We start from the raw sequence: 25,249 nt of genomic DNA, 5'->3' as shown, positions 1-25,249 counted from the left end.
TTGGGGAAAGAAGTTCGGCGAAGGAAAAACTATCGAATAACAGCGCAGCATTTACGCTGGGCAATGCATGAATACATCAAGTTGGTTCACACTGCTGGGAGACCTGAATTATGAGGGGATCCCCCAGCGCCCCGCTAAACGGCGAGCGTTAGCGAGTCCGGTGGAGGCCACGCTTTTTGTGGCCGGAACGAATTTGAGCGGCTTGTTATGTGTTTTTGCCAATCTCACTTTCCCAACCCTCTTCTACGTTAGCCAATATCTCGCAATCACAGTAGCCCCCCTGTTCTTTAAGCCATGGGAGAACCTGATCTGGGTCGAGGCCTTTTTGTGATAGGAATAACTGGGTAATCCTTGGAGAATGGTCGCACCCTTCTTGTTCAAGGGTCTCATCAAGGTGATCGAATAGCTCTCCGAGCTCAGCAAGGGAAAGAGGCATATTCTCGATGGCTTTTTTGGTGTCTTCTGCCACCATGGCTTCAGCCAGTGCAGCCCTGCGTCTTTTCTCTTCCTTAGATGCCACGATCTCTCCTACACATAACAACTTATTGGTGAGACCTTGCAAGGTACGCTACCTTGTAAGATAGGAGACCAAGCATGTAAAAAAGTAGGGTCAAAGTAATCTTCTAAAGGGTGAGATTGGCGCATGTGGTTGGCTTTTTCATTCCCTGAATGGCGTAGTCGATGTTTGATTCGAGTTGGCCTAGCTCTGTCCTTAATTGGTGATACTTTAATCTATCTTCTAGTTGTCATTCAACATAATAGGTCACATTCCAATGCATTTTTTCCTTAAAACTAATAACTTGTATCAGCAAAAAACAGATGAGGCCAAATCGAAGAAGCGTTGAGATACTTGTGTAAACACGGTTTTGGCCTTCGAAATCATGGATGATTTCGCAGAGCATCCATGGATGGACTTGCTGCGCGCCAAAAACGTGTTTGCATATCCCCTCGCCGGGCAGGCGATAGATTGCCATGAAGATACGACCTTCAAATCTCCCGCCAATATCAATGTGGCCAAATGCTCCTTCCCAATCGACAACAATCGACGATGAATCGAAGAGACGTTAGATACTCAGTGTAGATACGCCGGTGAGCTTCCGAAACAGGGCCGAAAATGTTCCCGACATTTTTCGGCATTCCCTCCATCCTTGGAGGTCAGATAGCGCACAGCGTGTCACAGCAGTATCTGCACGTAAGCCCACCGCAGGTGATAGGTCACAGTGAAGGTGCGACCTTCAAACACCTTACCAAAATCATTCTGGTTAACACCACAACTTGGAACAAACCCAGAGTCATCGAAGAACAGAAGAAGCCAAATAGAAGAAACGTTAGATAAAGATATAACCACGATTTTGCCCTAAAAATCAGCAGACTTGCCACGAGGAAAAAACAAAAAATCCCGATTGTCTCGGCGCTCTGACCTTAGACACTCGGGATCTAATTTGAACTCAATTTGAACTTAATGACAATTGGGCAAGCTAATCACTATCCAACTAGGTAGACAATCCCCTGCAGGCACAAAAACGCAAACACGCCGGCGAGCACGTCGTCGATCATTATGCCTATACCGCCATGGACCTTGGCATCCAGCACCTTGATGGGCCAAGGTTTAAGGATGTCGAAGAAGCGAAACAGCGCGAAGCCAACTACCACCCAGAGCCAACCGGCTGGCGCGGCAATCAGGGTAATAAGCAGGCCCGCCACCTCGTCCCACACGATGGCGCCATGGTCGTGCACCCCCATATCCTTTGAGGCCTTGTCGCAGATATAGAAACCGGCGAGCACGCTAACCAAGGTCAGCCCAAGATACCACCCCAGGGGCAGCCCGGCCATGAGCAGATAGAGAGGCACTGCCGCCAGTGTGCCGAAGGTGCCAGGCGCCTTGGCGGCAAGGCCTGAGCCGAAGCCCAGCGCCAGGAAATGAATAGGATTTGCCAGTGAAAGCTTATTAAGAACCGGATCGGTCGACCATAACTGCATGTTTAAAAGTGCTCGAAACCAAAATGAGTCGGAGTGTAGGGCTCACCATCCTTGATGAGGCGCAGCTTATCGCCTGTCGCTATCTGGCCTACCTGAGTAAAGCTCACCCCGGCATGGGCCAGCGCCGTCTCCAGCGCGCCGCGTTGGGCCTCGGGAACGGTAAACAGCAGCTCGTAATCTTCACCGCCAGTCAGGGCATAACCCAGCGCCTCAGCCTCACCCAAAGACTCGCGCATCTGCGCTGACAGGGGCAGACGGTCAACGTCGACCACGGCACCTACCTCGGAGCGTTTAAGGATATGGCCGATATCCGAGACGAAACCGTCGGAGAGATCTATGGCACTGGAGGCCAACCCGCGCAGTGATTGCCCCGCAAGCACCCTAGGGGTGGGAAAATAGTGACGCTGAATAAAATGCTCCCTCGCCTCCCCGTCGACGCCAAGCTTCCCGCCCAGGATGGCCAGCCCCACGGCCGAGTCTCCCAGTGAGCCGGTGACATAGATCCAGTCGCCATTCTTGGCGCCGCCTCGGGTGAGCGCCTTACCCTCGGGCACCTGACCATTGATGGTGATGGTGATCGACTTAGGGCCGCGGGTAGTATCGCCGCCCACCAGGGCGACGCCATAATACTGCGCCGCCTCATTCAGCCCCTGGCTAAACTCCTCGAGCCAGTCCTGATCAGCCTCGGGCAGGGTGAGCGCGAGCGTCATCCAGGCGGGCTCTGCCCCCATGGCGGCGAGGTCTGACAGGTTAACCGCCAGCGCCTTGTAGCCCAGCGCCTTGGCAGGCATGTCGGCGTAGAAATGCACATTCTCGACAAGGGTGTCACAGGAGATAGCGATCACCTTATTTTCGCCAGGCTGGACCAGGGCACAGTCATCACCTATGCCTAGCTGCACGTCGCGACGTGTCTGGCCAAGGTTGGTAAAGAAATGATCGATTAGTTTAAACTCTTTCACAGTCTTAAGAACCATAGTAAGGGTTAATCAGCTAGCACACTTTCTGACGGAGGAGGGGTCGAGGCTAAATCTGAACATAAAAAACGGCATCCTGGGACGCCGTTTCATTGTATCACTTTTTAGCGACTATCTTATCGAGAATGCCGTTAACAAACTTATGGCCATCTTCGGCGCCGAAGGCCTTGGCCAGCTCGATTGCCTCGTTGATGGCGACCTTGTAAGGCACATCCTTACGGAAGGTCAGCTCGTAGGTGGCGATGCGTAGCACCGCCTTCTCGATAGGCGAAACCTCATCGAACGGGCGCTCGAGGTGAGGCATAATCAACTCGTCTAACTGAGCCGATTTGGTCGTGGTGCCTGATAGCAATTCACGGAAATAGCTAACGTCGACGCCATCGATCTTCTGCTCGGTGAGAAATTCATGCTCCACGTCGGCAACATTATTACCGCTTAGCTGCCATGAGTAGATAGCTTGTACCGCTAGACGACGGGCTTTACGGCGCTCTGAAGGTTTCATCTTGGTTCCTAATCTTACAACTGCTGTTCTAGTTCTTGCAGAACATTGACCATCTCTAGCAGACCAAGTGCCGCTTCGCCGCCCTTGTTACCCGCCTTAGTACCAGAACGCTCGATAGCCTGTTCAATGGTATCTGTGGTCAATACACCGAATGAAACAGGAAGGTCAAACTCAAGCGCTACCTGAGCCAGCCCCTTATTACACTCGCCTGCAACAAAATCAAAGTGTGGCGTACCACCACGGATCACGGCGCCCAGCGCTATGATTCCGTCAAATTTGCCACTTGCCGCCACACGACGGGCCGCCAGCGGCAGCTCTACGGCACCCGGTACGCGGACAACGGTAATGTTGTCATCGGCGACCTGACCGAAGCGCTTCAATGTATCCACCGCGCCATCTAGCAGACTGTCAACTACGAAGCTGTTAAAACGTGAAACCACTATGGCCACTTTGGCGTTTTTCGACTCGATATTACCTTGAACTACGTTCATTTATCTTACCTAAATTAGCTTAACAAACCCGGCACGGGAAAAAAGAGGCGGTATGATACCACAGCCTACCGCGTTGATCCCCATGCAATTTAACTCAAATCGATGAATTACAAGCAGACTAGCTTATTCTGCAATATATTCAGTAACTTCTAATCCGAACCCCGACAGCGAATGGTAACGCTTAGGCGAGCTGAGCAGACGCATGCTGGTCACGCCCACATCGGCCAGAATCTGCGAGCCCACACCCACCTGGCGTGAAGTGCCCTGCCACGGAGCCGGTGCACCAATTTTGCCCTTGTCTTCCGCCTCAAAGGCCTTCACCTTAGCCACTAACTCTTCGTTGCTTTGTTGATGCCCCAGCACCACCAAGACGCCGCCTTCATCGGCGATACGCGCCATGGCTTTTTCCAGCGGCCAGCTACGCTTCTCGTCGCGCTCTGAGTGCAGTAGGTCGTTGAAGGTGTTTTGCAGATGCACACGCACCAAGGCGTTAGGTTGGACTTCACCCTTAACCAAGACATAGTGCAGCTGATTGTCTATGGTGTCGCGGTAGGTGATCATGTCGAATTCACCGAAACGGGTCGGCAGCTTACACTTGGCCTCACGCACCACGGTCGTTTCCTTGGTGTTACGGTATTCGATCAGATCGGCGATGGTACCTATCTTGAGACCATGCTTCTCGGCAAACACCTCAAGATCTGGGCGACGGGCCATGGTGCCATCTTCGTTAAGGATCTCGACGATCACCGCCGACGGCTCATGACCTGCCAGGCGCGCCAGATCGCAGCCCGCCTCGGTATGACCGGCGCGGATCAGCACCCCGCCCTCTTGGGCCATCAATGGGAAGATATGACCGGGCTGCACGATATCCGATGGCTTGGCGTCGCGGGCCACGGCGGCCTGTACGGTAACGGCTCTGTCATAGGCAGAAATACCAGTGGTCACCCCTTCTGCCGCCTCGATAGACACGGTGAAGTTGGTAGAGAACTGGGCATTGTTGTTGCTCACCATCAGCGGCAGGTTAAGCTGCTCGCAGCGGGCCTTGGTCATGGTCTGGCAGATGAGGCCGCGGCCATAGGTGGCCATGAAATTGATCGCCTCGGGCGTCACCAGGTTGGCGGCCATGATCAGGTCGCCTTCATTCTCTCTATCTTCGTCATCCATCAAGATAACCATCTTACCCAGACGGATATCTTCGATAATCGCTTCTATGCTGTGTAGTGCCATTGTTAGACCTTAAACTGTTAGACCTTGAAATATTCTTATAGTAAGAGTTATTTAATCTGCTATTGACCGGGATTGCCAGCGTCTATCTTAAAAAGCCGGAGCGAGCTAACAGATCCATGGTGACCTTTGATTCTTTCGCTGGATTTTCCTCTGCCGACTGGAAACTCAGTAGGCGCTCCAGATGCCGGGCGATGAGATCCACCTCGATATTGACCCTGTCACCCGCCTTGAGATCGATAAGCGTGGTTTCGCTGGCGGTATGAGGCACTATGGTCAGACGAAAACGCTCGCCGTCCACCTCGTTCACCGTCAGGCTGACGCCATCTATGGTGATAGAACCTTTATGGGCGATATAGCGCGCCAGCCCCTTGGGCGGCGTCAGCCAGAATTCGATCGCCTTGCCGCGATACTGTCTGTCATCCACGCTAGCCACGCCATCCACATGACCGCTGACCATATGGCCGCCGAGGCGGGTCGTGGGCGTAACCGCCTTTTCCAGATTAACCTTCTGCCCCGCCTGATAATGGGCAAAACCCGTCAGGGCCACGGTTTCGGCAGAGATATCGGCCACATAGCCGTCGGCCATCTGCTCGACCACGGTCAGACACACGCCGTTGGTGGCTATGCTGTCACCGAGCTTAACGTCGCTTAAGTCCAGCTTGCCACTAGCCACCGTCAGGCGAATATCATCGCCACGACGCTCAATTTTTCTCAGGCTACCTACAGCCTCGATGATCCCAGTAAACATGACTAACTACTCTTTATCGCTCGGTAAATGATTGTGACTCAATTGAAAGGTGAGACGTCTGTCGGCGCCGACTCTACGCTCGTCCCAAAGCTTGAGGGCTGGGAGCTGCGTCATCTCAGTATAGTCCGGCAGCGCCAGCAGGTTACGACCGTGGCCACCTAAGATCTTCGGCGCCTGATACAGCACCAGCTCGTCCGCCAGCCCCTGCGCCATGAAGGCGCCGGCCAGAGTCGCCCCGGCCTCCACCATCAGGCTATTAAGCTGACCACCCAGATGTTCCAGCAGCGCCTTTAGCGGCACCTGTCCATTATCGCTCGGCAGTTGCAACTGACTCACATGCGCGGGCCAGGCGCTCGCCACGGCCTCGGGATAGGGCTGGCAACTCACCAGCATCACGGGAGATTCTATGTCAAACAGCTTCGCCTCGGCACCCAGGCGCGCGCGGGAGTCGAGCACGATTCTAAGTGGCTGACGAATGTCGGCCTCGGTTAACTGATCACCCAGGCTGCCCAGCTCCTGATGACGCACATTCAGGCTAGGATCATCGGCCAGTACCGTCTCAATGCCGGTCACGACAGCATCGAAACGGGCGCGCATGCGCTGCACATCACGGCGCGCCTCAGGGCCGGTTATCCACTTTGAAACGCCGTTAGAGAGCGCCGTCTTGCCGTCCAGGCTGGCGGCCAGCTTGATGCTGACCCAGGGCAGGCCGGTTCGCATCCGCTTCATGAAACCAGGGTTGAGGGCGGCGGCCTCTTCTTGTTGCAAGCCAACTTCGACCTGAATGCCGGCATCTTCAAGCATCTTGATGCCGCGGCCAGAGACCTGAGGATTAGGGTCGGTGACCGCTACCACGACGCGGGAAACCTTGGCCTTAATCAACGCCTCGGCGCAGGGCGGCGTGCGGCCATGGTGACTACAGGGCTCCAGGGTCACGTAGGCGGTGGCACCTTTGGCCTTATCGCCCGCCATACGCAGGGCGTGTACCTCGGCATGAGGGCCGCCGGCGGCGATATGGAAACCTTCACCCACCAGGGTTTGCTCTTGGACTATCACGCAGCCGACATTTGGATTGGGACTTGTGGTGTATTGCCCCTTGCGGGCCAACTGGATGGCCCGTGCCATCATCTGGGAATCAAATTTGGACCAGGCCATGATCATCGCCATCTTTTGAGAATAAATGGGGAAACCCCGATACGCATAACCTAAGACTTGCCCGCTTTGCTCTTATCGCTTTGTAAACTGGCAATCGCCTCGCCGAACTCGGAAACATCTTCGAAGGCGCGGTACACAGAGGCGAAGCGGATATAGGCCACCTTGTCGAGGTTAACCAGGTGATCCATCATCAGGTTACCTATCATCTTGGAGGTCACCTCACGCTCGCCCGTGGCTCTCAGAGTCGATTTAATCTTGCTTAGCGCCTGCTCTATTTCGTCCATCGACACGGGGCGTTTCTCGACCGCCCTCAGCATGCCGCCACGCAGCTTGTCTTCGTCGAAGGGTTGGCGGCTGCCATCTTGTTTAACCACTCGCGGCATCACCAGCTCGGCGCCTTCGAAGGTGGTAAATCTCTCGTGGCAAAGCAGACACTCACGGCGACGACGTACCTGATGACCATCGGCCACCAGTCGAGAATCGATCACCTTAGTGTCAGTTGCGCTGCAAAACGGACAATGCATTGAGCCTCCAGCAAATGCTAATCGGTATCTAGGGGAGCTTTCCCTTGAAGTAGATACAAAAATGGCCGCTACTGACATTAACATCAGTAGCGGCCATCGAAGTTTACCCGATTTAACCCTTAAGGTTAACCGTAAACAGGGAACTTAGCGCACAATTCAAGCACCTGGTTCTTCACGCGCTCGATAGTAGCTTCGTTGTTGATATCGTCAAGCACATCACAGATCCAGTTGGTTAGCGCAACCGCTTCAGCCTCTTTGAAGCCACGACGAGTGATGGCTGGCGAACCGATACGCAGACCCGAAGTCACGAATGGTGAACGTGGATCGTTAGGTACTGAGTTCTTGTTTACCGTGATGTTGGCACGGCCAAGCGCCGCATCGGCATCTTTACCCGTGATATCCTTAGCGATCAGATCCAGCAGGAACAGGTGGTTTTCGGTGCCACCAGATACCACATCGAAACCGCGCTCGATGAAGGTGTTAGCCATCGCCTTAGCGTTAACCACTACCTGCTGCTGATATTCCTTGAACTCAGGAGACAGTGCTTCCTTGAAGGCCACCGCCTTACCGGCGATAACGTGCATCAATGGGCCGCCCTGACCACCTGGAAATACCGCAGAGTTCAGCTTCTTGTACAGGTCTTCGTCATTCGCCGCAGACAGGATGATACCGCCGCGAGGACCGGCTAGGGTCTTGTGAGTAGTAGAAGTCACCACGTGTGCGTGTGGCACTGGGTTTGGATAGACACCGGCGGCGATAAGGCCTGCAACGTGCGCCATGTCGACAAACAGGTAAGCACCAATCTTGTCGGCGATTTCACGCATGCGCGCCCAGTCGACGATACCAGAATAAGCAGAGAAACCGCCGATCATCATCTTAGGCTTGTGCTCAACGGCCAGACGCTCCATCTCGTCGTAGTCGATCTTGCCAGACTCGTCGATGCCGTAAGGCACTATGTTGTATAGCTTGCCAGAGAAGTTTACTGGAGAACCGTGCGTCAGGTGACCGCCGTGAGCCAGGTTCATACCCAGAACGGTATCGCCTGGTTGCAGCAGCGCCATGTAGACTGCGCTGTTAGCCTGTGAGCCGGAGTGAGGCTGAACGTTAGCATAGGTCGCACCGAAAAGTTCCTTGGCGCGTTCGATGGCCAGGTTCTCGACGATGTCGACATGTTCACAACCACCGTAGTAACGCTTGCCAGGATAGCCTTCGGCGTACTTGTTGGTCAGCTGAGAACCTTGAGCCTCCATCACGCGAGGAGAAGTGTAGTTCTCCGAGGCGATTAGCTCGATGTGCTCTTCTTGACGACGAGTCTCTTCCTGGATCGCTTGAAACAGTTGCGGATCAAAGTCAGCGATGTTCATCTCTTTTTTCAGCATTGGTCACTCCAGCTGTGAAAGTCTTATAAGGTAGGGTTGCGCGGTATTCTACAGTGCATTCGATCACAATCCCAGCATTTGCGACATGAAATTAGTTGCGATTCAGGCTGAGAAATGTTCATCAAAACGCAGCTTAAGACAAAAGTAGCGCGGTGGCGCCTTGATTTACCAAGACTCCTTTTTTACAAGGGACAAAATGGCTGGTTTACAGCCTTTTGGGCGAAAACACTGTTTTAATTATCCAACAAAAATGACGCCCTAGAGGCGTCATTTAGCATTAGTAATCGTAATCAGTAGTGGTAATCGAGTTGCAGCCAGCTGCGCTGCTCTGTGTCATCGAGGCGACTATAGATGCCTGGGGTGTCTATGCCGTGAATCTCGCCGCTGCGGTCGATCCGCTCATGGTGCAGGCTCAGGGTCAGATCATCGCTGATGCCATAGCTGAGATAAATCTCATACCTGTCTCTGGCGTCGTCGAAGTCAAGGTCACTCTTGTTGGGGTTCCACTGGGGCGTCCGCTCGTTCTCTTTGTCGTTGATCGAGCTCCAGCGCTGGGACTTAAGCTTCATGCCTAATAAGAGGTTGCGATAGCTGGCCTCCAGCGACAGATTAAAGGTGTGGCCCCAGGCGTAGCCATATTCCCCCTCCCAGAGCACAGACTTGGTCCCCCAGAAGTGACGTCCCTGAGAGAGATACTCTTTGGTCGCGAAGGGCTTCACCATGGCAAAGTCGCCAAAGAGATCGCCGCGCAGGTCGATACTGATATCTTGATTTGACCAATTGGCCCCCATCGAAAGGCCGAGTAGATTGACCACGGCGTAGAAGTCTTCATCCAGCTCCAACCCCAAACTGGTGTATTCCATGCCGGTCGACGGGCCAACATAGAAGCTATGGGACCAGTCGCTGGCCAGTTCGCCACCTTTATGCTTGCGGCCATGGCTTCCCAGCAGCAGTTGGGTGGCCATCTGCCACTCCTCCACACCTTCCTGGGAGACTGCGGTCTCCATCATCATCTCGACCCGACTCGGGGTGCCGCTGAGGGAATCATATTTTCCCTCGCGACTGTCGATGGCCGCGCGCATCCCCAACATCGCCATGGTACTGCTGACATCTGCCTTGTCTTTACTGGCGTAGCGCACGCCGGTATAGACGGAGAAAGAGTCTTGGGTCTGACTGCGATCGAACCGGTTGGGACTCGGGTAACCAAACCAGCCCCGCACAGTGCGCGAGGGGTTAAACAGGTAGCTCAGGCCCGTTGGCAGCCAGCCCTCTTTGGCGGCCAGCATCTCGGTAAACTGGTACAGGCTCTCCCCCAACACGGCGCCGCCCCAGGTGGTGACTATCTGATCGTTAATGCTCACCACCTCCTTATACTCGGCAAATACCTCCCAGATGGTAGAGGCGGCAAAGGTGCCCAGGGTCGACTCGTAATAGTTGAAACCATGGTTACGAAACGCCTGATAATAGAGGGCGCCGGCATAGGCGTGGCCCCAGTTCATGCCGATATCGTTGTCGTCATACTTCCAGGAGGCGCCTGTGGTCAGCCTGTCATAGAAAAACTCGGCCGGATTGCCGTCGATCTCATAATCGAAATCGTCTTCCATGGCATCAGAGCCCGTCTTGTAAAGCAGCTCGCCGAGCACCAGCACGGTAGAGAGCTCCAGCGTGGCTCCCCACCAGTTCTTCTCGCTAAGGGCTTCTTTTTCGCTAAGGGCTTCTTTCTCTACAGAGGCATCTCTCTCACTAGCCAGCGACGCCGAGTCGATCACGGGGCGATCCGTCTGTGTCACTAAAGGCAATGTCTCAACGACTTGGGGCTGAGTATCGGCTAGCGCAGGGGCTGACAATAGCAGGCTCACGCCACCTAACAGGGAGGCGGCAATAACTGGCGGTGTGGCTTTCAAGATCTGTCCCTTATCTTTATCGTTATTCTTATTTCTTAATGAGATTTGTGCTCGGCTCTCTCTTATCTAGGCTACAAGCTATTCTCTAGCTCGCGGATCTTACACTAAGGCGCCGAGTTACGCGGATGTTAACAAGTTTTACACCCCGTCACAAAACAAAAACCTCTCGCCATTGGCGCGCTCGCCGAAACCACAGAAAATCCGATTTAAGTTCTAGGGCGATTACAGTAGAATTGCCCCCATTATTTCGTCAGTGAGTAAACTTTTCTATGGCTCAGTTTGTATACAGCATGCTACGCGTGGGCAAGATAGTCCCGCCAAAGAAGCAGATCCTCAAAGATATTTCCTTAAGCTTTTTCCCCGGCGCCAAGATTGGTGTCCTAGGTCTCAACGGTTCGGGTAAGTCCACGCTGCTGCGCATCATGGCCGGTATCGATACCGAGATCGAGGGGGAAGCGCGTCCGATGCAAGACCTTAAGATAGGTTACCTGCCCCAGGAGCCTAAGCTAGATCCCCAGCAGACGGTGCGCGAAGCGATCGAAGAGGCGGTAAGTGAGGCCAAGAACGCCCTGACCCGTCTCGATGAGGTTTACGCCCTGTATGCCGAGCCAGATGCGGACTTCGACGCCCTGGCCAAGGAGCAGGGTGAACTGGAAGCCATCATCCAGGCCCAGGATGCCCACAACCTGGACAACATTCTCGAGCGCGCCGCCAACGCCCTGCGTCTGCCGGATTGGGATGAGAAGATTGAGGTGCTATCAGGTGGTGAGCGTCGCCGTGTAGCTATCTGTCGTCTGTTACTTGAAAAGCCAGACATGTTGCTGCTGGACGAACCGACCAACCACTTGGACGCCGAGTCTGTCGCCTGGTTAGAGCGCTTCCTGCAAGAATACACAGGTACCGTTGTGGCCATTACCCACGATAGATACTTCCTCGACAATGCCGCAGGCTGGATCTTAGAACTCGACCGTGGCGAGGGTATTCCTTGGGAAGGCAACTACTCTTCATGGCTAGAGCAGAAAGACGCCCGTCTGCAACAAGAATCGGCCGCCGAAAGCGCTCGCCAGAAGACCATTGCCAAGGAACTCGAATGGGTTCGCCAGGGCTCCAAGGGGCGTCAGTCTAAGGGCAAGGCCCGTATGGCGCGCTTCGAAGAGCTGAACACCAGCGACTACCAGAAGCGTAACGAGACCAACGAGCTGTTCATTCCACCTGGACCACGCCTGGGTGACAAGGTGATCGAGGTGAACAACCTCACCAAGTCCTATGGCGATCGGGTACTTATCGACAACCTGAGTTTCACCGTGCCTAAGGGTGCCATCGTCGGCATTATCGGTGCAAATGGCGCCGGTAAATCGACCCTGTTCAAGATGATCAGCGGCGCCGAGCAGCCTGACAGCGGCAGCATAGAGGTGGGCGACTCGGTACAGATAGCCTCGGTGGAGCAGTTCCGCGATGCCATGAACGACAAGGCAACCGTGTGGGAGGAGATCTCCGGCGGTCAGGACATCATGCGCATCAACAACACTGAGATCCCGAGCCGCGCCTACGTGGGCCGCTTCAACTTCCGCGGCGGCGATCAGCAGAAGATCATCGGCACACTATCGGGTGGTGAGCGTAACCGTGTGCACCTGGCCAAGCTGCTCCAGGCAGGCGGCAACGTACTGCTTCTCGATGAGCCCACCAACGATCTCGACGTCGAAACCCTGCGTGCCCTGGAAGAAGCCCTGCTTGAATTCCCTGGCTGTGCCATGGTGATCTCGCACGACCGTTGGTTCCTCGACAGAATCGCTACCCATATCCTGGATTACCGCGACGAGGGTCAGGTAAACTTCTACGAGGGTAACTACACAGAATACTCGACCTGGCTGAAAGAGACGCTGGGCACAGATGTGATTGAGCCGCACCGTCTCAAGTACAAGCGCATCAGCTAACTCGCTAAGTTTGCATAATTAAGTCGAGCATATAGGTCGAACAAATATCGAGACAAACGGAGGCTAAAGCCTCCGTTTTTTTATCGCCTTTTCCTCGCTCCCCGTCCCCTACTGATCATGTGAAACAGTCTGTCCCCCAGGCAAAAGCGTGGTAGGATTGAACGCCTATCCGCCAACAAAATCAGAATAATAAAAGGATTTGTCTTGAAAAGATCACTATGGCAAATGCCTGTAGACTCAACGCTAAAGGCTGCCAGCTTATGCCTGACCGGCATACTGGCCCTGCAGGCGCCGACCGTTCAGGCACAGACTGAGCAAGATACAAATGCAGAGACTCAAGCCAGTACTAATTCACGCATTAGTGATGGCCCCTACCTGTTTCTCAATCCCAAGGCCGAGAGGGCCGATTGGATCTGCAAAGGCGAGCATAAACAGACCCGCGTCAACCAAGGCAAGCTCAGTCGTCCCGAACATTGCGGTCAGCTCCCTGAGCCCAGCCTGAATCCGCAGGCCAAAGAAGTGCTGGCGGACGAGTATCAGGGGGTGGATAAGATAGTGGCGCTCAGCGATGTTCATGGTCAATATGAGGTGCTGATCCAGCTGCTGAGACAACACAAGATCATCGACCAGAAGAATAACTGGGCCTTCGGCAAGGGCCATATGGTAATGACGGGAGATATGTTCGACCGTGGCCCTCGGGTCAACGAGGTGCTCTGGTTCATGTACAAGCTCGACAAGCAGGCCAAGGCCGCCGGGGGACAGCTGCATCTATTAATGGGCAACCATGAGCAGATGGTGATGCGTGGCGATCTGCGCTATGTCAACGACAAGTATCAGACCGCGAGCAGGCTGCTTGACCGCTCCTATGATGCCCTCTACGGGCAGGACAGCGAGCTCGGCCAATGGCTGAGGAGCAAGCACACTATCGTCAAGATAAACGACACCCTCTTCCTCCATGGCGGCATCAGCCAGGAGTGGGTCGATCGCGAGTTGACACTGGCCAAGGCCAACCGCCTCTACCGGGAAAATATCGACAAGAGTAAGGCAGAACTAAAGCAAGACGAGCAGCTTAACTTCCTCTTCTTCGGCAATGGCCCCACCTGGTATCGCGGCTACTTTAAGCCAGACTTCGATATCCAGGAGCTGGCCAATATCCTTGACTACTTTAAGATCAAGCGTATCGTCGTGGGCCATACCTCGCAGACTCGGGTGCTTGGCCTGTTCGACAACCGGGTTGTCGCCATCGACAGCAGCATCAAAAAAGGCCTGTCTGGTGAACTACTGCTCATAGAGAAAGACCAGCTGATCCGCGGTCAGTACGACGGCACCCAGACAAGGCTCTAACTCCCTTCGATTAAAACTTGCCCCAGGTGCACCTAACCTGGGGCAAGCCGCTTTCATTCCGCATAGCTGCCAAAGTCTCACTTACACAAGAATGAGAATGAAATCAATTCTCATTTGTGTTAGTTTGCAATTTTATGTCTCAGCCTTGCCGCTCGCCTAGCTAGGTCACACAGCTAGGCGCATGGCAATGGCACCATAACAAAAGGTAGTAATCTAATGCGTCGTCTCCTGTGGAAATGGCATAGCTGGCTAGGCCTGACTGCGGCCCTGCCGTTGTTTATCATCGCACTAACCGGCAGTGTGTTGGTGTTTAAGAGCGAGCTCGAACATCTATTGATGCCGGAAAAGGTACTCGCCGCCAGCGAGACTCGCCAGAGTTTCACCCAGCTGCTGAGAAAGGCAGACGAGGCGTTGCCGCAACATGAAATTCTTGGCTGGCAGTTTGCGGCTCACGCCGGCGAGGCTGACAAGCTCTATGTGGCTAAACAGGGCACCTACGACTGGCAGATTCTGTTTGTTGACCCGAGCCAAGGCAGCTTGTTGAGCCAACCCGTCGGCCTGAGTCACTACCTGCTAGATTGGCTTCTAGAGCTGCACTACACCTTGCTGGCGGATCATCTGGGGCTCGCCGTTACCGCATTAATATCTGTCTTGCTGATCTTGCTGTCGTTATCAGGCTTTATATTGCATCGACAGTTCTGGCGAACCTTCTTCACCCTTAGGTGGGGCAAGAGCCTACGCCTGTTTCTCAGCGATAGCCACAAGATGCTGGGGATCATCGGTGCGCCGCTGTTTCTCATCCTGGGCTTCACCGGCGCCTGGTGGAACATAGCCCACATCTTAGAAGAGTGGGATGAGGTAGATCCTAAGGCGCTTGCCATCACCCAGAGCTACTACAACAAGCAGCTGGATGTGGATGCCCTGCTGACACAGGCGGCTCAAGAGATCCCTGGCTTTCAGACCCACTATATACGCTTCCCAGACAAGAGCTATGCCGGCATCCACCTGTTTGGCGCCGCACAAGATCGCGGCGCGCTTCGCAGCGACTATGGCTCTATCGTCAGTTTCGATGATAAGTCCGGTCTGCTCACCGCCAGCGTCGATGCCACTCAGGCGGGCGCACTCTACCAGTTTATCGACAGTTTCCGTCCGCTGCATTACGGCCACTTCGGCGGACTTATCAGCAAAATAATCTGGTGTGTGGCGGGCTTTTCCCCGAGCCTGATGGCCCTTTCCGGTTACCTGATGTGGCAGACCCGGCGTAAACCGCAAACACGGCGCCGCAATAAGCAAATCAGCGAACCAAGTAAACCAGATGACCGGGCCAAACGAGGCACTAAAGAAAGGCTGGCCTGAGAAGACAGAAAAGCCGGGTAATGACCCGGCTTTTCTGTGACGACTCGATAGCGCTCTTGGGAGCAATTAGCCCGCCATGGGCGAGCGATGCTCCAGCATGCGCCCCTGACTAGTGCTAAATGCCTCTTCACTCATGACGCATTCATAGACTCGCTTCACCAGCATGGGCTTACCGTCGGTGTGGGGTAAGGCCGGCAGTTCGCTGCCAAGGAGCCTGCGCGTATATTGTTTCGCCTTGCTAGGCTGCCAGGAGAAACGCACCAGGGTCTGTCCCTTGTTGGTGTCGAGGAAACACTTATAATCTTGACGAGGCTCAGCCTTGAGCGACCCGGCCATCACACAGCTGATGAGTACCAGCAGCAAAGTTAATTTATTCACGCTATTTCTCTCGCTTATTCGCTATAGTAGTAAAGTTTCTTCGCACGCAGACGACCGCCGATACAACGATTATCCCCAGCAGGGCAATCCTTGTCGGGATTAACCTTCTCCATCTTCTCGGCGGCGCTACCTATACCGATAAGATACATATAGGCGTCACCATCTTTACCCTGGCCCCCCTTGTTGGCAGAGGGGATCACCAGCTGCGGCGTGTCTAACACCAGATCGCCAGCCTCCAGATAGGTCGAGCTATAGGTGCGGCCCCCACGGTGGAGGTCAAAGCTATATAGGTATCCTTTACCCGAAGTGAGACACTGGTTCGCGGCCCCCGCGTCCCCAGGCACAAAGGTAGTAAAGAACACCTTGCCGTTGATTATGGTCGCCGGTGACAAGTTCTTCTCACCCTTGCGGCTAAAGTTATAGTACCAACCTAACTTCTTGCCCAAGGCTATCTTTTCAGGCAGATCTTCTGCCCCAGACTGAGTCACGTTATAGAGGTCACCTATGGTTAAAGCCGCAGGCGCCTTAGGCCTGCCTGTCCCGCCAAAGGTCTGAGTCACCACGTTCCTGTCTTGCAGGGTAAAGAACATATCCTGACGCTTAGTATCCGACGGCGCAGCCCTGTGGCCACTGCCCACCACCACGGCGTCGTATGGCACATTCTGGGTGGTGGTTACCCGCTTGCTCTGGCCATTAACCACATGATCCACCACAGAGACATTGTTAAACATAGTCTGCGCCACCACAGGCCCCGAATAAAAGCGGCGGTTCTGCACCAATGACTTGCCACCTAGGTCGGCAAACTTGAAGGCCGACCAGCTTGCCTTATCCGCCTTCGGCATATCCATGCGCCAGACGCTGCCACCAGAATCTGTGGCATAGATACGATCGGTATTGCCATCGCCATTGCCATCGAGCACGGCGACCCTGCTAGGAATACTGTCCTGTATCCCTGGCAAGGCTGTGCCCCCACCAAAGCCAAACTGGTGGATCAGCTTACCCGTATCGGCATCGACGATAAACACGCCACGCCCTTTGCTATCTTTGGTACCGACTTCCTTGCCATCTTTTCCCGCGGGTGAATAGCCGGCGCCAAAGATGAGCACGGGCTTGTCGGTGCCGCTGGCGCTACGAATCGTGGTGACCACAGGCGTCGACCAGGATTGGCCAAGCTCACTCATGCCGGGTGAGCTGGCATCGATACGCCACTTGAAGATGGGCGAATCGGGATCGCTGATATCCAGGGCGTAGTAACTACCCCCACCGCGGCGCATGCCGAAGAAGAGCCAGGCGGTTTCTACGCCCGAGGCGCCATTTTTCACATAGGCCACGGGAGAACCGTCGATACCGTAAACTGAGTGTACCCCGGTCGGCACATTGTTTCTCAACGCCTGAAGATTAGGCAGCAGCTCATAGGGCATAAAGGCCCAGGTCTCGCTAACTTCATTGGCAGTGGTGTCATCTTTGAACATATGCATGAAACCATGGTTAGTCCCCACCAGAATACGAATATCTGGGCTGGACTTGCTGCCGAAGTTCAGTGCCAGAGGCTTAGAGTGCAAGGCATCGCCCATGATATCTCCACGCCAGTTCTTGGCGGGATCGGCTATGGTGGGCAGGTTTTTGTCGTTATCGACATCCAACCCCTTGGCCCAATCGAACAACTCGCTAAGCTGGTTCTTATTGACCCCCATGAAACTGGCCAGGTCTTTCTGACCGCCCGCCTTACTGGCCGCCGCCGACATACTGAACTTGTCCATGCCGCCACCCAGATTACTGTAAAGGGTTCGGCTATCGGCACTCTGCATGGCCGACAGAACGCCCCCCTTACGCACATCACTGCCGTCACCGCAGAGTTTCTTAGGCGTCCAATAGGAACAGGCACTGTCTTTAATATTACCGTCGTCTCCGATCGCTAACTTATTCTCGGCGTCCCAGACAGTGCCATCTTTGGCAACCCTGAACTTCTTAATATTCCCTGTCCAGCGCGGCCCCCTGTCTGGCAGAAACATGGAGTAGTAGGCATAGTTAAAGGTCTGGGTGCGATTAAAGTTGTTGCTGGCCACAGAAGGAGAAGTAAAGCTGGCGCTGTTTTCCAGCACCTCATTCACCGCCTGCTGAATCGAGCCTTGCAGCTTAGTGGCATCTGTAGCATCGAAATAACTACCGCCCCCCTTGCCTGCCACCTTCTTAAGCAGATCTTCGGCCTTCTTAGCCCCCTCACTGAAACCTATGGTATGGGTGATCACATGCTGGTCACCATCCATCTTACGATTCACATCGTTGCGGTACATCCAGCTTGAGAGTGCGCTCATATAGCTGGTGCTGTGCTTATCGACACCGCCTGTCAAGTCAAGAACATCTTTGTCTGCTGCGCTATCCAGGGTCGGTTCCCCGTCTGTGATGAAGACGATATAGGCGTTGTTCTGACACTTTTTGAAGGGCGATTGATAGAGTTTCTTATTTAACTTATCCAGTGCACCTTGATCTAAACTGTCATTTTTATTGGCTTTATATGTTACCCATCGTCCCCATGATTTATAGGTATAATTTTTGTCATCATCGCCAAAGAGCACTGACTCACCGGCGAAGTAGCGATAGGCCTCATAGAGGGTTTCGCAAAGGGGAGTATTCCAGCCATACTCGATATCCTTCACCCCTTCGAGCAGGGTCTTCTTCTGGCCGGAAGAGAGAGTTTGAATCGCCTTGATGATACGGCCGCCGTTACGACCATTATCCAGGGTATCGTCCGGGCCATTCATGTTGAAAATTGCCAGGCCAAAATCCACACCAGGGGTCGTCAGAATGACATTCTTTATCGCATTTTTGGCCAAATCCAATCGCGTCTTATTTTCCGTTGCCTTCTTGCTGTGGTGCCAGCGAAGATAGTCCTCGGTATACACGGTCAGCACTCGACCGGTACCAAAACCTGTGAGCATCGCCTGCTCCTTGGCGGTCTTCTTGATACTGTCACTCGAGCCATCGCTGACATTGTTGTACATAATTGGCGCTGTTGGCGTACCTAGACTGTCGATCGGCAAGCCCTTAACAAGTCCCTTGGCATTGAGATACTTGCCATCTTGAATGTCTTCGAAACAATCCACCGCCTTGGCATTAAGGCCATTGTTATCGCCAAACTCACGCCAGGCACCGTTGGCTCCGCTGAAGGTATACTTACGGAAGAAGCCGGTGAACACCCCATAGTCGTTGAGAAACTCCCAGGAGCTCTCGCAGCTGTTGATGGTACCGGAAAATTTACGTCGCTCGTTGGGGTCATCGGGATCCGGTAGCTTGTTCTTGCCCTGATCACCTTTGACATAATAGAGCATCCCTTTAGTAGCATTGTTGCTACGAGAAACGCCCCCATCGCCTGGGGTGTAAGGCTTGTCCACATCGTAGACCGTGGTGCTCATACTCCCTGAGTTATCAAAGATGATCAGGATCTGAGGCCGGGCCCCCGTTCGAGCACTCGACTCGTAGACATACAGCTCGGTATCGTCGGCCCAAGAAGCAGCCGAGAGAAGACTCATGATAGCAGTCAATAAGGTGACAAGACCTCGGGCAACCTCTCCCTTTCGCTGCATTATGATATTTGCCAGAGCAGACTGACCAGCACGCAAAATATCCATTTCACTAAACCTATTACTTCAAATTCTTTTTAATTTTAAAAATGACCCCCTACCCCACTTATATGACTCTCCCCTCCACCTAATAACGGCAGAAAACAACCAAAGACAGACTTGCAGACCAGAGAAGGTACTAGCCAGAAGCATGATTTTGACTACTTAGGGTGAGACAAAAGTGCGACAGAAAGCGGATTTAACACGTCATTGATACAAAATGCAACATTTTTAACCAATTTGAATCGCACAAACAGGAGGATCATCGAAGTTAGAGTGAATAGGTGACTTGAATAGCATTAATGCTATTTTATTGACACTGGAATGACCAGTCTGATAAACAAACACCCCTAGACTAAAGCAAAAACTCAACTACACTTTAAATCAATAAATATCAATAACTTAAAATTATTGATTTTACTAAGATCAAACAGACCCACAATTAAAATTGAGATAGATTGAAGCGTCGTTTAAATGACACTTGATTGAACATACTTTTTCAGGTGAATGGTTAATCACAATAAAGCAAAAAATATTCAATTATTATTTAACATGTAAATTTTTCAACTTAAGGACAAGTACAGCCTAATAAATGATAAAACTTAAACAATATATGCAATAAATCTCATGATATCTTATGTATTAATCTGACATGAAAAAGAACAATCGGGTGATTTTCGCAAAAATACTTTAAACCCCTAAATAGTGCTATTAAAACCCCTAGTAAAGTGTTCTTTATCCATGACGCCTCATCTTATCCATGGGCTTTTCGACTCTCCCTAGTATAGAATGCCGCCATCCCCTAATGGATTATGCTGTAAGAAACGTCACAAGCTTGGAATCAGCTGAGCCAATCATGCGCAAATAGCCTTAGTTCAAAGCTGCAGCACTAACGGCTAACCGAAAATAAGAAAGACAACTGAGGCACAAGGGCACGATGAGCAAACAAATATGACACTCCACTGGCTCGATACCGATAAGCGGCGCCCGGCATTTACCTTCTATAAAACTTTCATGCCCCACGCCAGGATCACCAAGAAAGAGGCCCTCTGCGTCATCTATGCTGACCACCAGCCCGAGCTGCTCACCCAAAATCAGACGATAAAACGTCAGCCAGACAAGAAACACGTAGAAGCAGGTGAGCAGCGAGAAAGCGCCTTGCTCGAAAACGGACAGCTAGGAAACAAACCGCTCGCAATCGAACAACCGGAAGACAGAGAGATAATCGCCGCGGCGCGCATTCGCCCCATAGGTCATTATCGCCTGCTGACCGGGCTGTTAGTGCATCCCAAACTAAGACGCCAAGGCCTGGGCCACCGCTTGATGCAGGCACTAACACCTACATTCGGCCAGGCGCCGACCTTTCTCTTTTGCGATGCCAGACTCATCCCCTTCTATCAACGCCATGGCTTCGCACTACCGAACACACCACCTGGCGAACTGCTTCAGCTGCAAAGGCGCTATCAGGGCAATGCAGGGGCCAGTGCCAAAGAACAAGATAAAAACTTCACCCTGATGCAATACCTAGGTTGATCACTCACCTGCTTGAGTTTTTCTGCAATAACATTAAAGTAAAGCCACCATAACAATATCCAAACACCCTACAGAAGGTGGCGCTGTTGCATCAATCCTGTTTCGATAGACCCATTATTATCATCTCCGCGCCGCGATCCGGCAGTACCCTGCTGTTTGAACTCCTGAGCAATAGCGAATCACTCTGGACCATTGGCGGTGAGAGCCACGCAGTGATAGAGAAGCACAAACAGCTCAATATCACCGCCAAGGGGTTTGCCTCCAACGCGCTCGATATCAGTGACTGGGATGCCGATATCGATCAGCAGCTCAAGGCAGATTTCGAGGCCGCGCTGAGGGATCATCAGGGTAAGCCCTACCAGAAAGGCTTGGGGCCGATCCGCTTCTTAGAGAAAACCCCAAAGAACAGCCTGCGTATCGACTTTCTCGATAAGCTCTTTCCCGACGCTCGCTTCATTTATCTGGTGCGGGATCCCAAGGAAAATGTTGCCAGCATAATGCAGGCCTGGCGCAGCGGCCGTTTTCGTACCTACCCTGGCCTGCCCGGCTGGGGCGGCGACTGGTCGCTCTTGCTGCCACCGGGTTGGCAGGCGCTCAAAGGAAAGCCACTAGAACAGGTCGCCTGCTTCCAGTGGTGTCAGGCCAACGAGCACATCATGGCCTCGCTGGACAAACTGCCCCAAGAGCGCTGGCACTTAGTGAGCTATCATGACCTGGTTGCCGATCCTAAGGGCACCACCCAGAAGATAGTCGAATTCTGCCAGCTCCCCTTAGACGCCTCACTGGCCGAGCGCTGTGAAGGCAAGCTGCCTCACTCACGCTACACTGTCTCGGCCCCGAAGGCCGATAAGTGGCTGGCCAACTATCCGGCCATCGCCGCCATCTGGCCACAAACACAGGCTTGCCTGCATAAGGTAAATCAACGACTGGCGTCACGAGGCATTTCACCACTTGCCACTGAACTCCCCCCGCCACCAAAAGACCTGCCAGCCAATAAGAGTACGGTGGAGGTTTCAACACCAAGCAGGGCAAAGAACAAGCCAGAGCAAGCTAACCCCCAATCAACCGACAGCTCGAGCATTAGCTACCCAAATACCGCCCGCAATGCTCCCTGCCCCTGTGGCTCTAAGCTGAAATACAAGGCCTGCCACGGCAAACTGCAATAGGGATACAAGAGAGATTATGAAGCTAGCGAAAGAGTTCTACCGTCTGCCCCAGAGTTTCGATGTCGAGCGCCTGCAACAGGAACTGTCCGCCTTCCACGAAGATGATTGGCGTGCCCATCATGAGAGCTTTAAAGGCAATTCTGCCATCGCCCTCATCTCGGTCGGCGGCAGCTTTAACAACGAATTTAAGGGCCCTATGAGCCCCACTCCGGCACTGCTACAGAGTCCCTACCTACAGCAGGTGATCGCCTCCTTCGGCGAGGTGATTGGTCGCTCTCGTTTGATGCGTCTGGCCCCCGGCTGCGAGGTGCCTCTGCACAGCGATATCAACTATCATTGGCATAACCGGGTGCGTATCCATATTCCCATAGTCACAGACGAGGCGGTACAGTTTCACTGCGACGATAAGCAGGTACACATGGGCGCGGGAGAATGCTGGATCTTCGACTCCTGGAAATACCATAAGGTGGTGAACAATAGTGACAAGATGCGGGTGCATCTGGTTATCGATACCATGGGCTCGAGTCGTTTCTGGCAGATGGTCAACGAGGCCTCCTTGGCCTATGGCGACCTAGATGACCCAAGCTTTAAGCCTAAACACCTGAGTTACATTCCAGAAAAACCTGCAGAGATAATCACTGAGAAAGTAAATTTCCCCTTGGTGATGCCCCCCAGTGAGGTACGTCTGCTGACTCAGGAGCTGAGCGCTCAGATCCAAAGCGCAGCGGACAGTGCCTCCGAGGCAAGCCTGACCTTTATCAAGTTGCTCAATGACTTCGCACTAGATTGGCAGGAGCTCTGGTCACAATTTGGCGATGATAAGGCAGGTTGGGACGCCTTCCATCGACTGAGGCAACAGACCCTGGCACAGGCGGCGCCGCTGGAACAACAGGTGATGGTGGACAGCCAGACATCGGCGATGAAGATATTGGTGCATCTGATTATGGGGCCGGCCATGAGCCCAGAACTGGCTCAGGTAAATACAGCGGCCCCCCAATCGGCACCAACACCAAGCCCCCCTTTGTCTGCACAGACAAGACCTGCAACATCATCACAAGCCGGTAGCGCGATGAAAAAACTGCAGCCAGAGCCAGGACTGACTCGCAATAGCCCGTGCCCCTGTGGCTCTGGTAAGAAATATAAGCAGTGCCACGGTCAGCTTAACTAACTCGATAGTCAATCTGCTTCAGCCATACAACAAAGGGCGACACACTTGTGTCGCCCTTTTCCTAACTATCTTTTACTTAAGCTAACTTTTTGTTAAGTAGCCTTTGACTTAAGGCTCCTTAGACTATCGTCCCATTAACTCAAGAAGGTCTGATGGGCCTTATCGGCAATCTCTGTCAGGGTGCGATAGGCATTGGGAACAAAGGCCGCATAGGCCTCACTCTGACCAATCGCCTTAACGTTCATCGGCCTTCTCACCTGGCTGGCACTAGGGGTCAGCACGCTACGCTTTGACTCATAAAACTTAAGACAGGCAGGCTCGAGAGGCAGACCAACATAGTCCACCATGGCTGGGATCTGCTGATCCGGCCCCTTCACCAACAGCTCGAAACAGAGGTGGTACAGGCTATCGCCATAGGCCCCTTGCCAGTGAGCCATCAACTCCAGATATTGCTGCCAATAGTGACAGATATCATCCAAATGGTAGGAGTAGTCATGACCATGACTAAAATGCTGCTTATAGACTCCCATGGCGTTGTCTCTGGCATCGCGGATCACATTGATGATCTTGGCCTCGGGAAACAGCGTCTTGATAAGGCCGATATGAATGAAGTTGTTGGGGTTCTTGTCGATCACTAGACTTGGCGACGCTTCTCCCTGAGCATGAAGGTATTGGTTTACCTGCTCGATATACTGCTGGCGCATCTGGGCTATCTGCTCATCCGACAGCAGAGGCAGCATGGCGCCATAGCCCCCCTGCATCTCCAGGCTCAGTGCCAGGCGCTCCATGAAGGGCAGCTCATCGGTTGCCGCAATTTGAGTATGGCTAGCCAGGATCTGCTCACACAGGGTAGTGCCCGAGCGCGGCATGCCGACGATAAAGATAGGTGTCCAAGGCCCGCTAGTCTCTTCGGCGCGCGGTGTCACCTTAGCCGACTTGAGGCTGTCGACCAAGCGGGTGAAGGCCTCTCTCTTAAAGGGGCGTAGTGGACGCATCAGTTGGTTGGCCATTCGCACTGCGTCGAAGGCCTGCTCCCCCTGCTTTCGCTGCTCATAGACTCGATTCAGGGCAAAATGAAACAACGACTGACTCGCCTGAGAAAACTCCTCGGCAGAAATATTGGCCTTAAGGGCGCTTTCATCTTGCTCGGTGAATCGATAGTTTTTCAGATCTGCCAGACTCCAGTAGGCTGTCGCCTGCTGACTGGGTGCCAGACGAATGTAATCATGATAGTAAACAGCGGCCTTATCTGTGTCCCCCTTGGCCTTGTAGACATGTCCTAGATTCAGGCTTGCCTGCGCCGCCTGCTCATCGCTCGCCAACGCTGCGAGCAGGGCCGACTCGGCCGTCGCCATGTCACCGGTGCGACTGGCATTTATCCCCAGGCGCAGTTGCAGGCTTAGATCTTGCGGCGTTTCTTCAACCAGCTCTCTGAGTAAGTTGACTGCCTCGAAGAAGGCCTCACGGCGCTCATGCAGGGTCACCAGGTTTAAGCGAAGTTCTTGATCTTGAAATCCAGCCGCTTGGGCCTTTAGGTAGCAGCTCAAGGCTTCTTGATGCTCACCACTTCGAAAAGCAAGATGGCCCAGTAGCGCCAGCGCCTCACCGTTGCCAGGTTCTCTGCGAATCACCTTACGGGCATAGATGCCGGCAGAGGAAAATTTTCCGGTCTGATAGAAGCCTCTGGCTTCCTCTAAATAGCGCGCTTCTCGACTCAAGTCATACTCCTCTTGTTCTAGTTATCGTTCTCGTTATTGCTCTGGTTATTGTCTTTGCGACAATTATCTTGGTCGGCAGGCCTATTCTAAACATCGCCCCAAGACAAAAGCAACGAAGTGTTAACAAAGCCTATTTATCCTTTAGCCC

The 25,249-nt window shown here is 53.3% G+C and carries 22 protein-coding genes; 7 read left to right on the top strand and 15 right to left on the bottom strand.

Going from position 1 to position 25,249, the window contains the following annotated elements; all coding sequences use genetic code 11:
* Positions 1-205 precede the first annotated feature (205 nt).
* Both GNT65_RS05750 and GNT65_RS05745 read right to left on the bottom strand, forming a co-directional pair.
* On the bottom strand, positions 206-520 hold the full coding sequence (locus GNT65_RS05750) for a DUF2695 domain-containing protein (RefSeq protein ID WP_219822457.1): 315 nt from the start codon (positions 518-520) through the stop codon (positions 206-208).
* Positions 521-746: 226 nt separating this feature from the next.
* Positions 747-974, bottom strand: coding sequence for a hypothetical protein (locus tag GNT65_RS05745; protein ID WP_160794261.1), 228 nt, complete (start codon positions 972-974; stop codon positions 747-749).
* A gap of 140 nt (positions 975-1,114) precedes the next feature.
* Between GNT65_RS05745 and GNT65_RS05740 the strand changes: the two genes are divergently transcribed.
* Positions 1,115-1,336: a hypothetical protein gene (locus tag GNT65_RS05740; RefSeq protein WP_160794259.1), complete on the top strand. Its 222-nt coding sequence runs from the start codon at positions 1,115-1,117 to the stop codon at positions 1,334-1,336.
* A 149-nt stretch (positions 1,337-1,485) separates the two neighbouring features.
* Here GNT65_RS05740 and GNT65_RS05735 read toward each other — a convergent pair whose 3' ends face one another.
* The 10 genes from GNT65_RS05735 to GNT65_RS05690 form a co-directional block, all read right to left on the bottom strand.
* The gene (locus tag GNT65_RS05735; RefSeq protein WP_160794257.1) at positions 1,486-1,980 is read right to left on the bottom strand and encodes a phosphatidylglycerophosphatase A family protein; all 495 of its coding nucleotides are present in this window, start codon (positions 1,978-1,980) and stop codon (positions 1,486-1,488) included.
* Between the two features lie 2 nt (positions 1,981-1,982).
* On the bottom strand, positions 1,983-2,939 hold the full coding sequence (thiL, locus tag GNT65_RS05730) for a thiamine-phosphate kinase (protein ID WP_338091760.1): 957 nt from the start codon (positions 2,937-2,939) through the stop codon (positions 1,983-1,985).
* A 112-nt stretch (positions 2,940-3,051) separates the two neighbouring features.
* A complete protein-coding gene (gene nusB, locus GNT65_RS05725; RefSeq protein ID WP_011864993.1) occupies positions 3,052-3,456 on the bottom strand; it encodes a transcription antitermination factor NusB in 405 nt (134 codons plus the stop codon).
* 14 nt (positions 3,457-3,470) lie between these two features.
* The gene (gene ribH / locus GNT65_RS05720) at positions 3,471-3,947 is read right to left on the bottom strand and encodes a 6,7-dimethyl-8-ribityllumazine synthase (RefSeq protein WP_160794253.1); all 477 of its coding nucleotides are present in this window, start codon (positions 3,945-3,947) and stop codon (positions 3,471-3,473) included.
* A gap of 123 nt (positions 3,948-4,070) precedes the next feature.
* Entirely contained in the window at positions 4,071-5,174 is a 1,104-nt protein-coding gene (ribBA, locus tag GNT65_RS05715) for a bifunctional 3,4-dihydroxy-2-butanone-4-phosphate synthase/GTP cyclohydrolase II (RefSeq protein ID WP_160794251.1), read from the bottom strand.
* A gap of 82 nt (positions 5,175-5,256) precedes the next feature.
* Positions 5,257-5,922 carry a riboflavin synthase gene (locus tag GNT65_RS05710; protein WP_160794249.1) on the bottom strand — a complete coding sequence of 222 codons (666 nt, stop codon included), beginning with the start codon at positions 5,920-5,922 and terminating at the stop codon, positions 5,257-5,259.
* A gap of 6 nt (positions 5,923-5,928) precedes the next feature.
* Positions 5,929-7,089, bottom strand: a complete 1,161-nt coding sequence (gene ribD / locus GNT65_RS05705; protein ID WP_160794247.1) for a bifunctional diaminohydroxyphosphoribosylaminopyrimidine deaminase/5-amino-6-(5-phosphoribosylamino)uracil reductase RibD — start codon at positions 7,087-7,089, stop codon at positions 5,929-5,931.
* 38 nt (positions 7,090-7,127) lie between these two features.
* Positions 7,128-7,601, bottom strand: coding sequence for a transcriptional regulator NrdR (gene nrdR, locus GNT65_RS05700; protein WP_160794245.1), 474 nt, complete (start codon positions 7,599-7,601; stop codon positions 7,128-7,130).
* 125 nt (positions 7,602-7,726) lie between these two features.
* The gene (gene glyA, locus GNT65_RS05695) at positions 7,727-8,980 is read right to left on the bottom strand and encodes a serine hydroxymethyltransferase (protein ID WP_160794243.1); all 1,254 of its coding nucleotides are present in this window, start codon (positions 8,978-8,980) and stop codon (positions 7,727-7,729) included.
* Positions 8,981-9,270: 290 nt separating this feature from the next.
* Positions 9,271-10,884 carry a DUF3943 domain-containing protein gene (locus GNT65_RS05690; RefSeq protein WP_160794241.1) on the bottom strand — a complete coding sequence of 538 codons (1,614 nt, stop codon included), beginning with the start codon at positions 10,882-10,884 and terminating at the stop codon, positions 9,271-9,273.
* A 269-nt stretch (positions 10,885-11,153) separates the two neighbouring features.
* Here GNT65_RS05690 and ettA point away from each other — a divergent pair, with 269 nt between their 5' ends.
* The 3 genes from ettA (at position 11,154) to GNT65_RS05675 (ending at position 15,518) form a co-directional block, all read left to right on the top strand.
* Positions 11,154-12,818, top strand: a complete 1,665-nt coding sequence (gene ettA / locus GNT65_RS05685) for an energy-dependent translational throttle protein EttA (protein ID WP_160794239.1) — start codon at positions 11,154-11,156, stop codon at positions 12,816-12,818.
* Between the two features lie 225 nt (positions 12,819-13,043).
* Entirely contained in the window at positions 13,044-14,162 is a 1,119-nt protein-coding gene (locus tag GNT65_RS05680) for a metallophosphoesterase (protein ID WP_160794280.1), read from the top strand.
* 216 nt (positions 14,163-14,378) lie between these two features.
* Complete coding sequence (locus GNT65_RS05675) at positions 14,379-15,518, top strand: PepSY-associated TM helix domain-containing protein (protein WP_244952099.1); 1,140 nt, start codon at positions 14,379-14,381, stop codon at positions 15,516-15,518.
* Between the two features lie 66 nt (positions 15,519-15,584).
* On the opposite strand, the gene GNT65_RS05670 is transcribed toward GNT65_RS05675, so the two are convergent.
* Positions 15,585-15,896: a TapY2 family type IVa secretion system protein gene (locus GNT65_RS05670; protein ID WP_160794237.1), complete on the bottom strand. Its 312-nt coding sequence runs from the start codon at positions 15,894-15,896 to the stop codon at positions 15,585-15,587.
* Positions 15,897-15,910: 14 nt separating this feature from the next.
* The gene (locus GNT65_RS05665; RefSeq protein ID WP_244952098.1) at positions 15,911-19,426 is read right to left on the bottom strand and encodes a PilC/PilY family type IV pilus protein; all 3,516 of its coding nucleotides are present in this window, start codon (positions 19,424-19,426) and stop codon (positions 15,911-15,913) included.
* Positions 19,427-20,467: 1,041 nt separating this feature from the next.
* On the opposite strand from GNT65_RS05665, the gene GNT65_RS05660 reads away from it, so the two are divergent.
* From GNT65_RS05660 to GNT65_RS05650, 3 genes are all read left to right on the top strand, one after another.
* On the top strand, positions 20,468-21,049 hold the full coding sequence (locus tag GNT65_RS05660) for a GNAT family N-acetyltransferase (protein WP_181006166.1): 582 nt from the start codon (positions 20,468-20,470) through the stop codon (positions 21,047-21,049).
* A gap of 86 nt (positions 21,050-21,135) precedes the next feature.
* A complete protein-coding gene (locus tag GNT65_RS05655; protein ID WP_160794233.1) occupies positions 21,136-22,215 on the top strand; it encodes a sulfotransferase family protein in 1,080 nt (359 codons plus the stop codon).
* Between the two features lie 16 nt (positions 22,216-22,231).
* Positions 22,232-23,383, top strand: a complete 1,152-nt coding sequence (locus GNT65_RS05650) for an aspartyl/asparaginyl beta-hydroxylase domain-containing protein (RefSeq protein WP_160794231.1) — start codon at positions 22,232-22,234, stop codon at positions 23,381-23,383.
* A 134-nt stretch (positions 23,384-23,517) separates the two neighbouring features.
* Here GNT65_RS05650 and GNT65_RS05645 read toward each other — a convergent pair whose 3' ends face one another.
* On the bottom strand, positions 23,518-25,101 hold the full coding sequence (locus tag GNT65_RS05645; RefSeq protein WP_160794229.1) for a tetratricopeptide repeat-containing sulfotransferase family protein: 1,584 nt from the start codon (positions 25,099-25,101) through the stop codon (positions 23,518-23,520).
* Positions 25,102-25,249 lie beyond the last annotated feature (148 nt).

It is taken from the genome of Shewanella insulae (assembly GCF_009831655.1).
Lineage (GTDB): Bacteria > Pseudomonadota > Gammaproteobacteria > Enterobacterales > Shewanellaceae > Shewanella > Shewanella insulae.
This window is presented reverse-complemented; position numbering and strand designations above follow the sequence as displayed.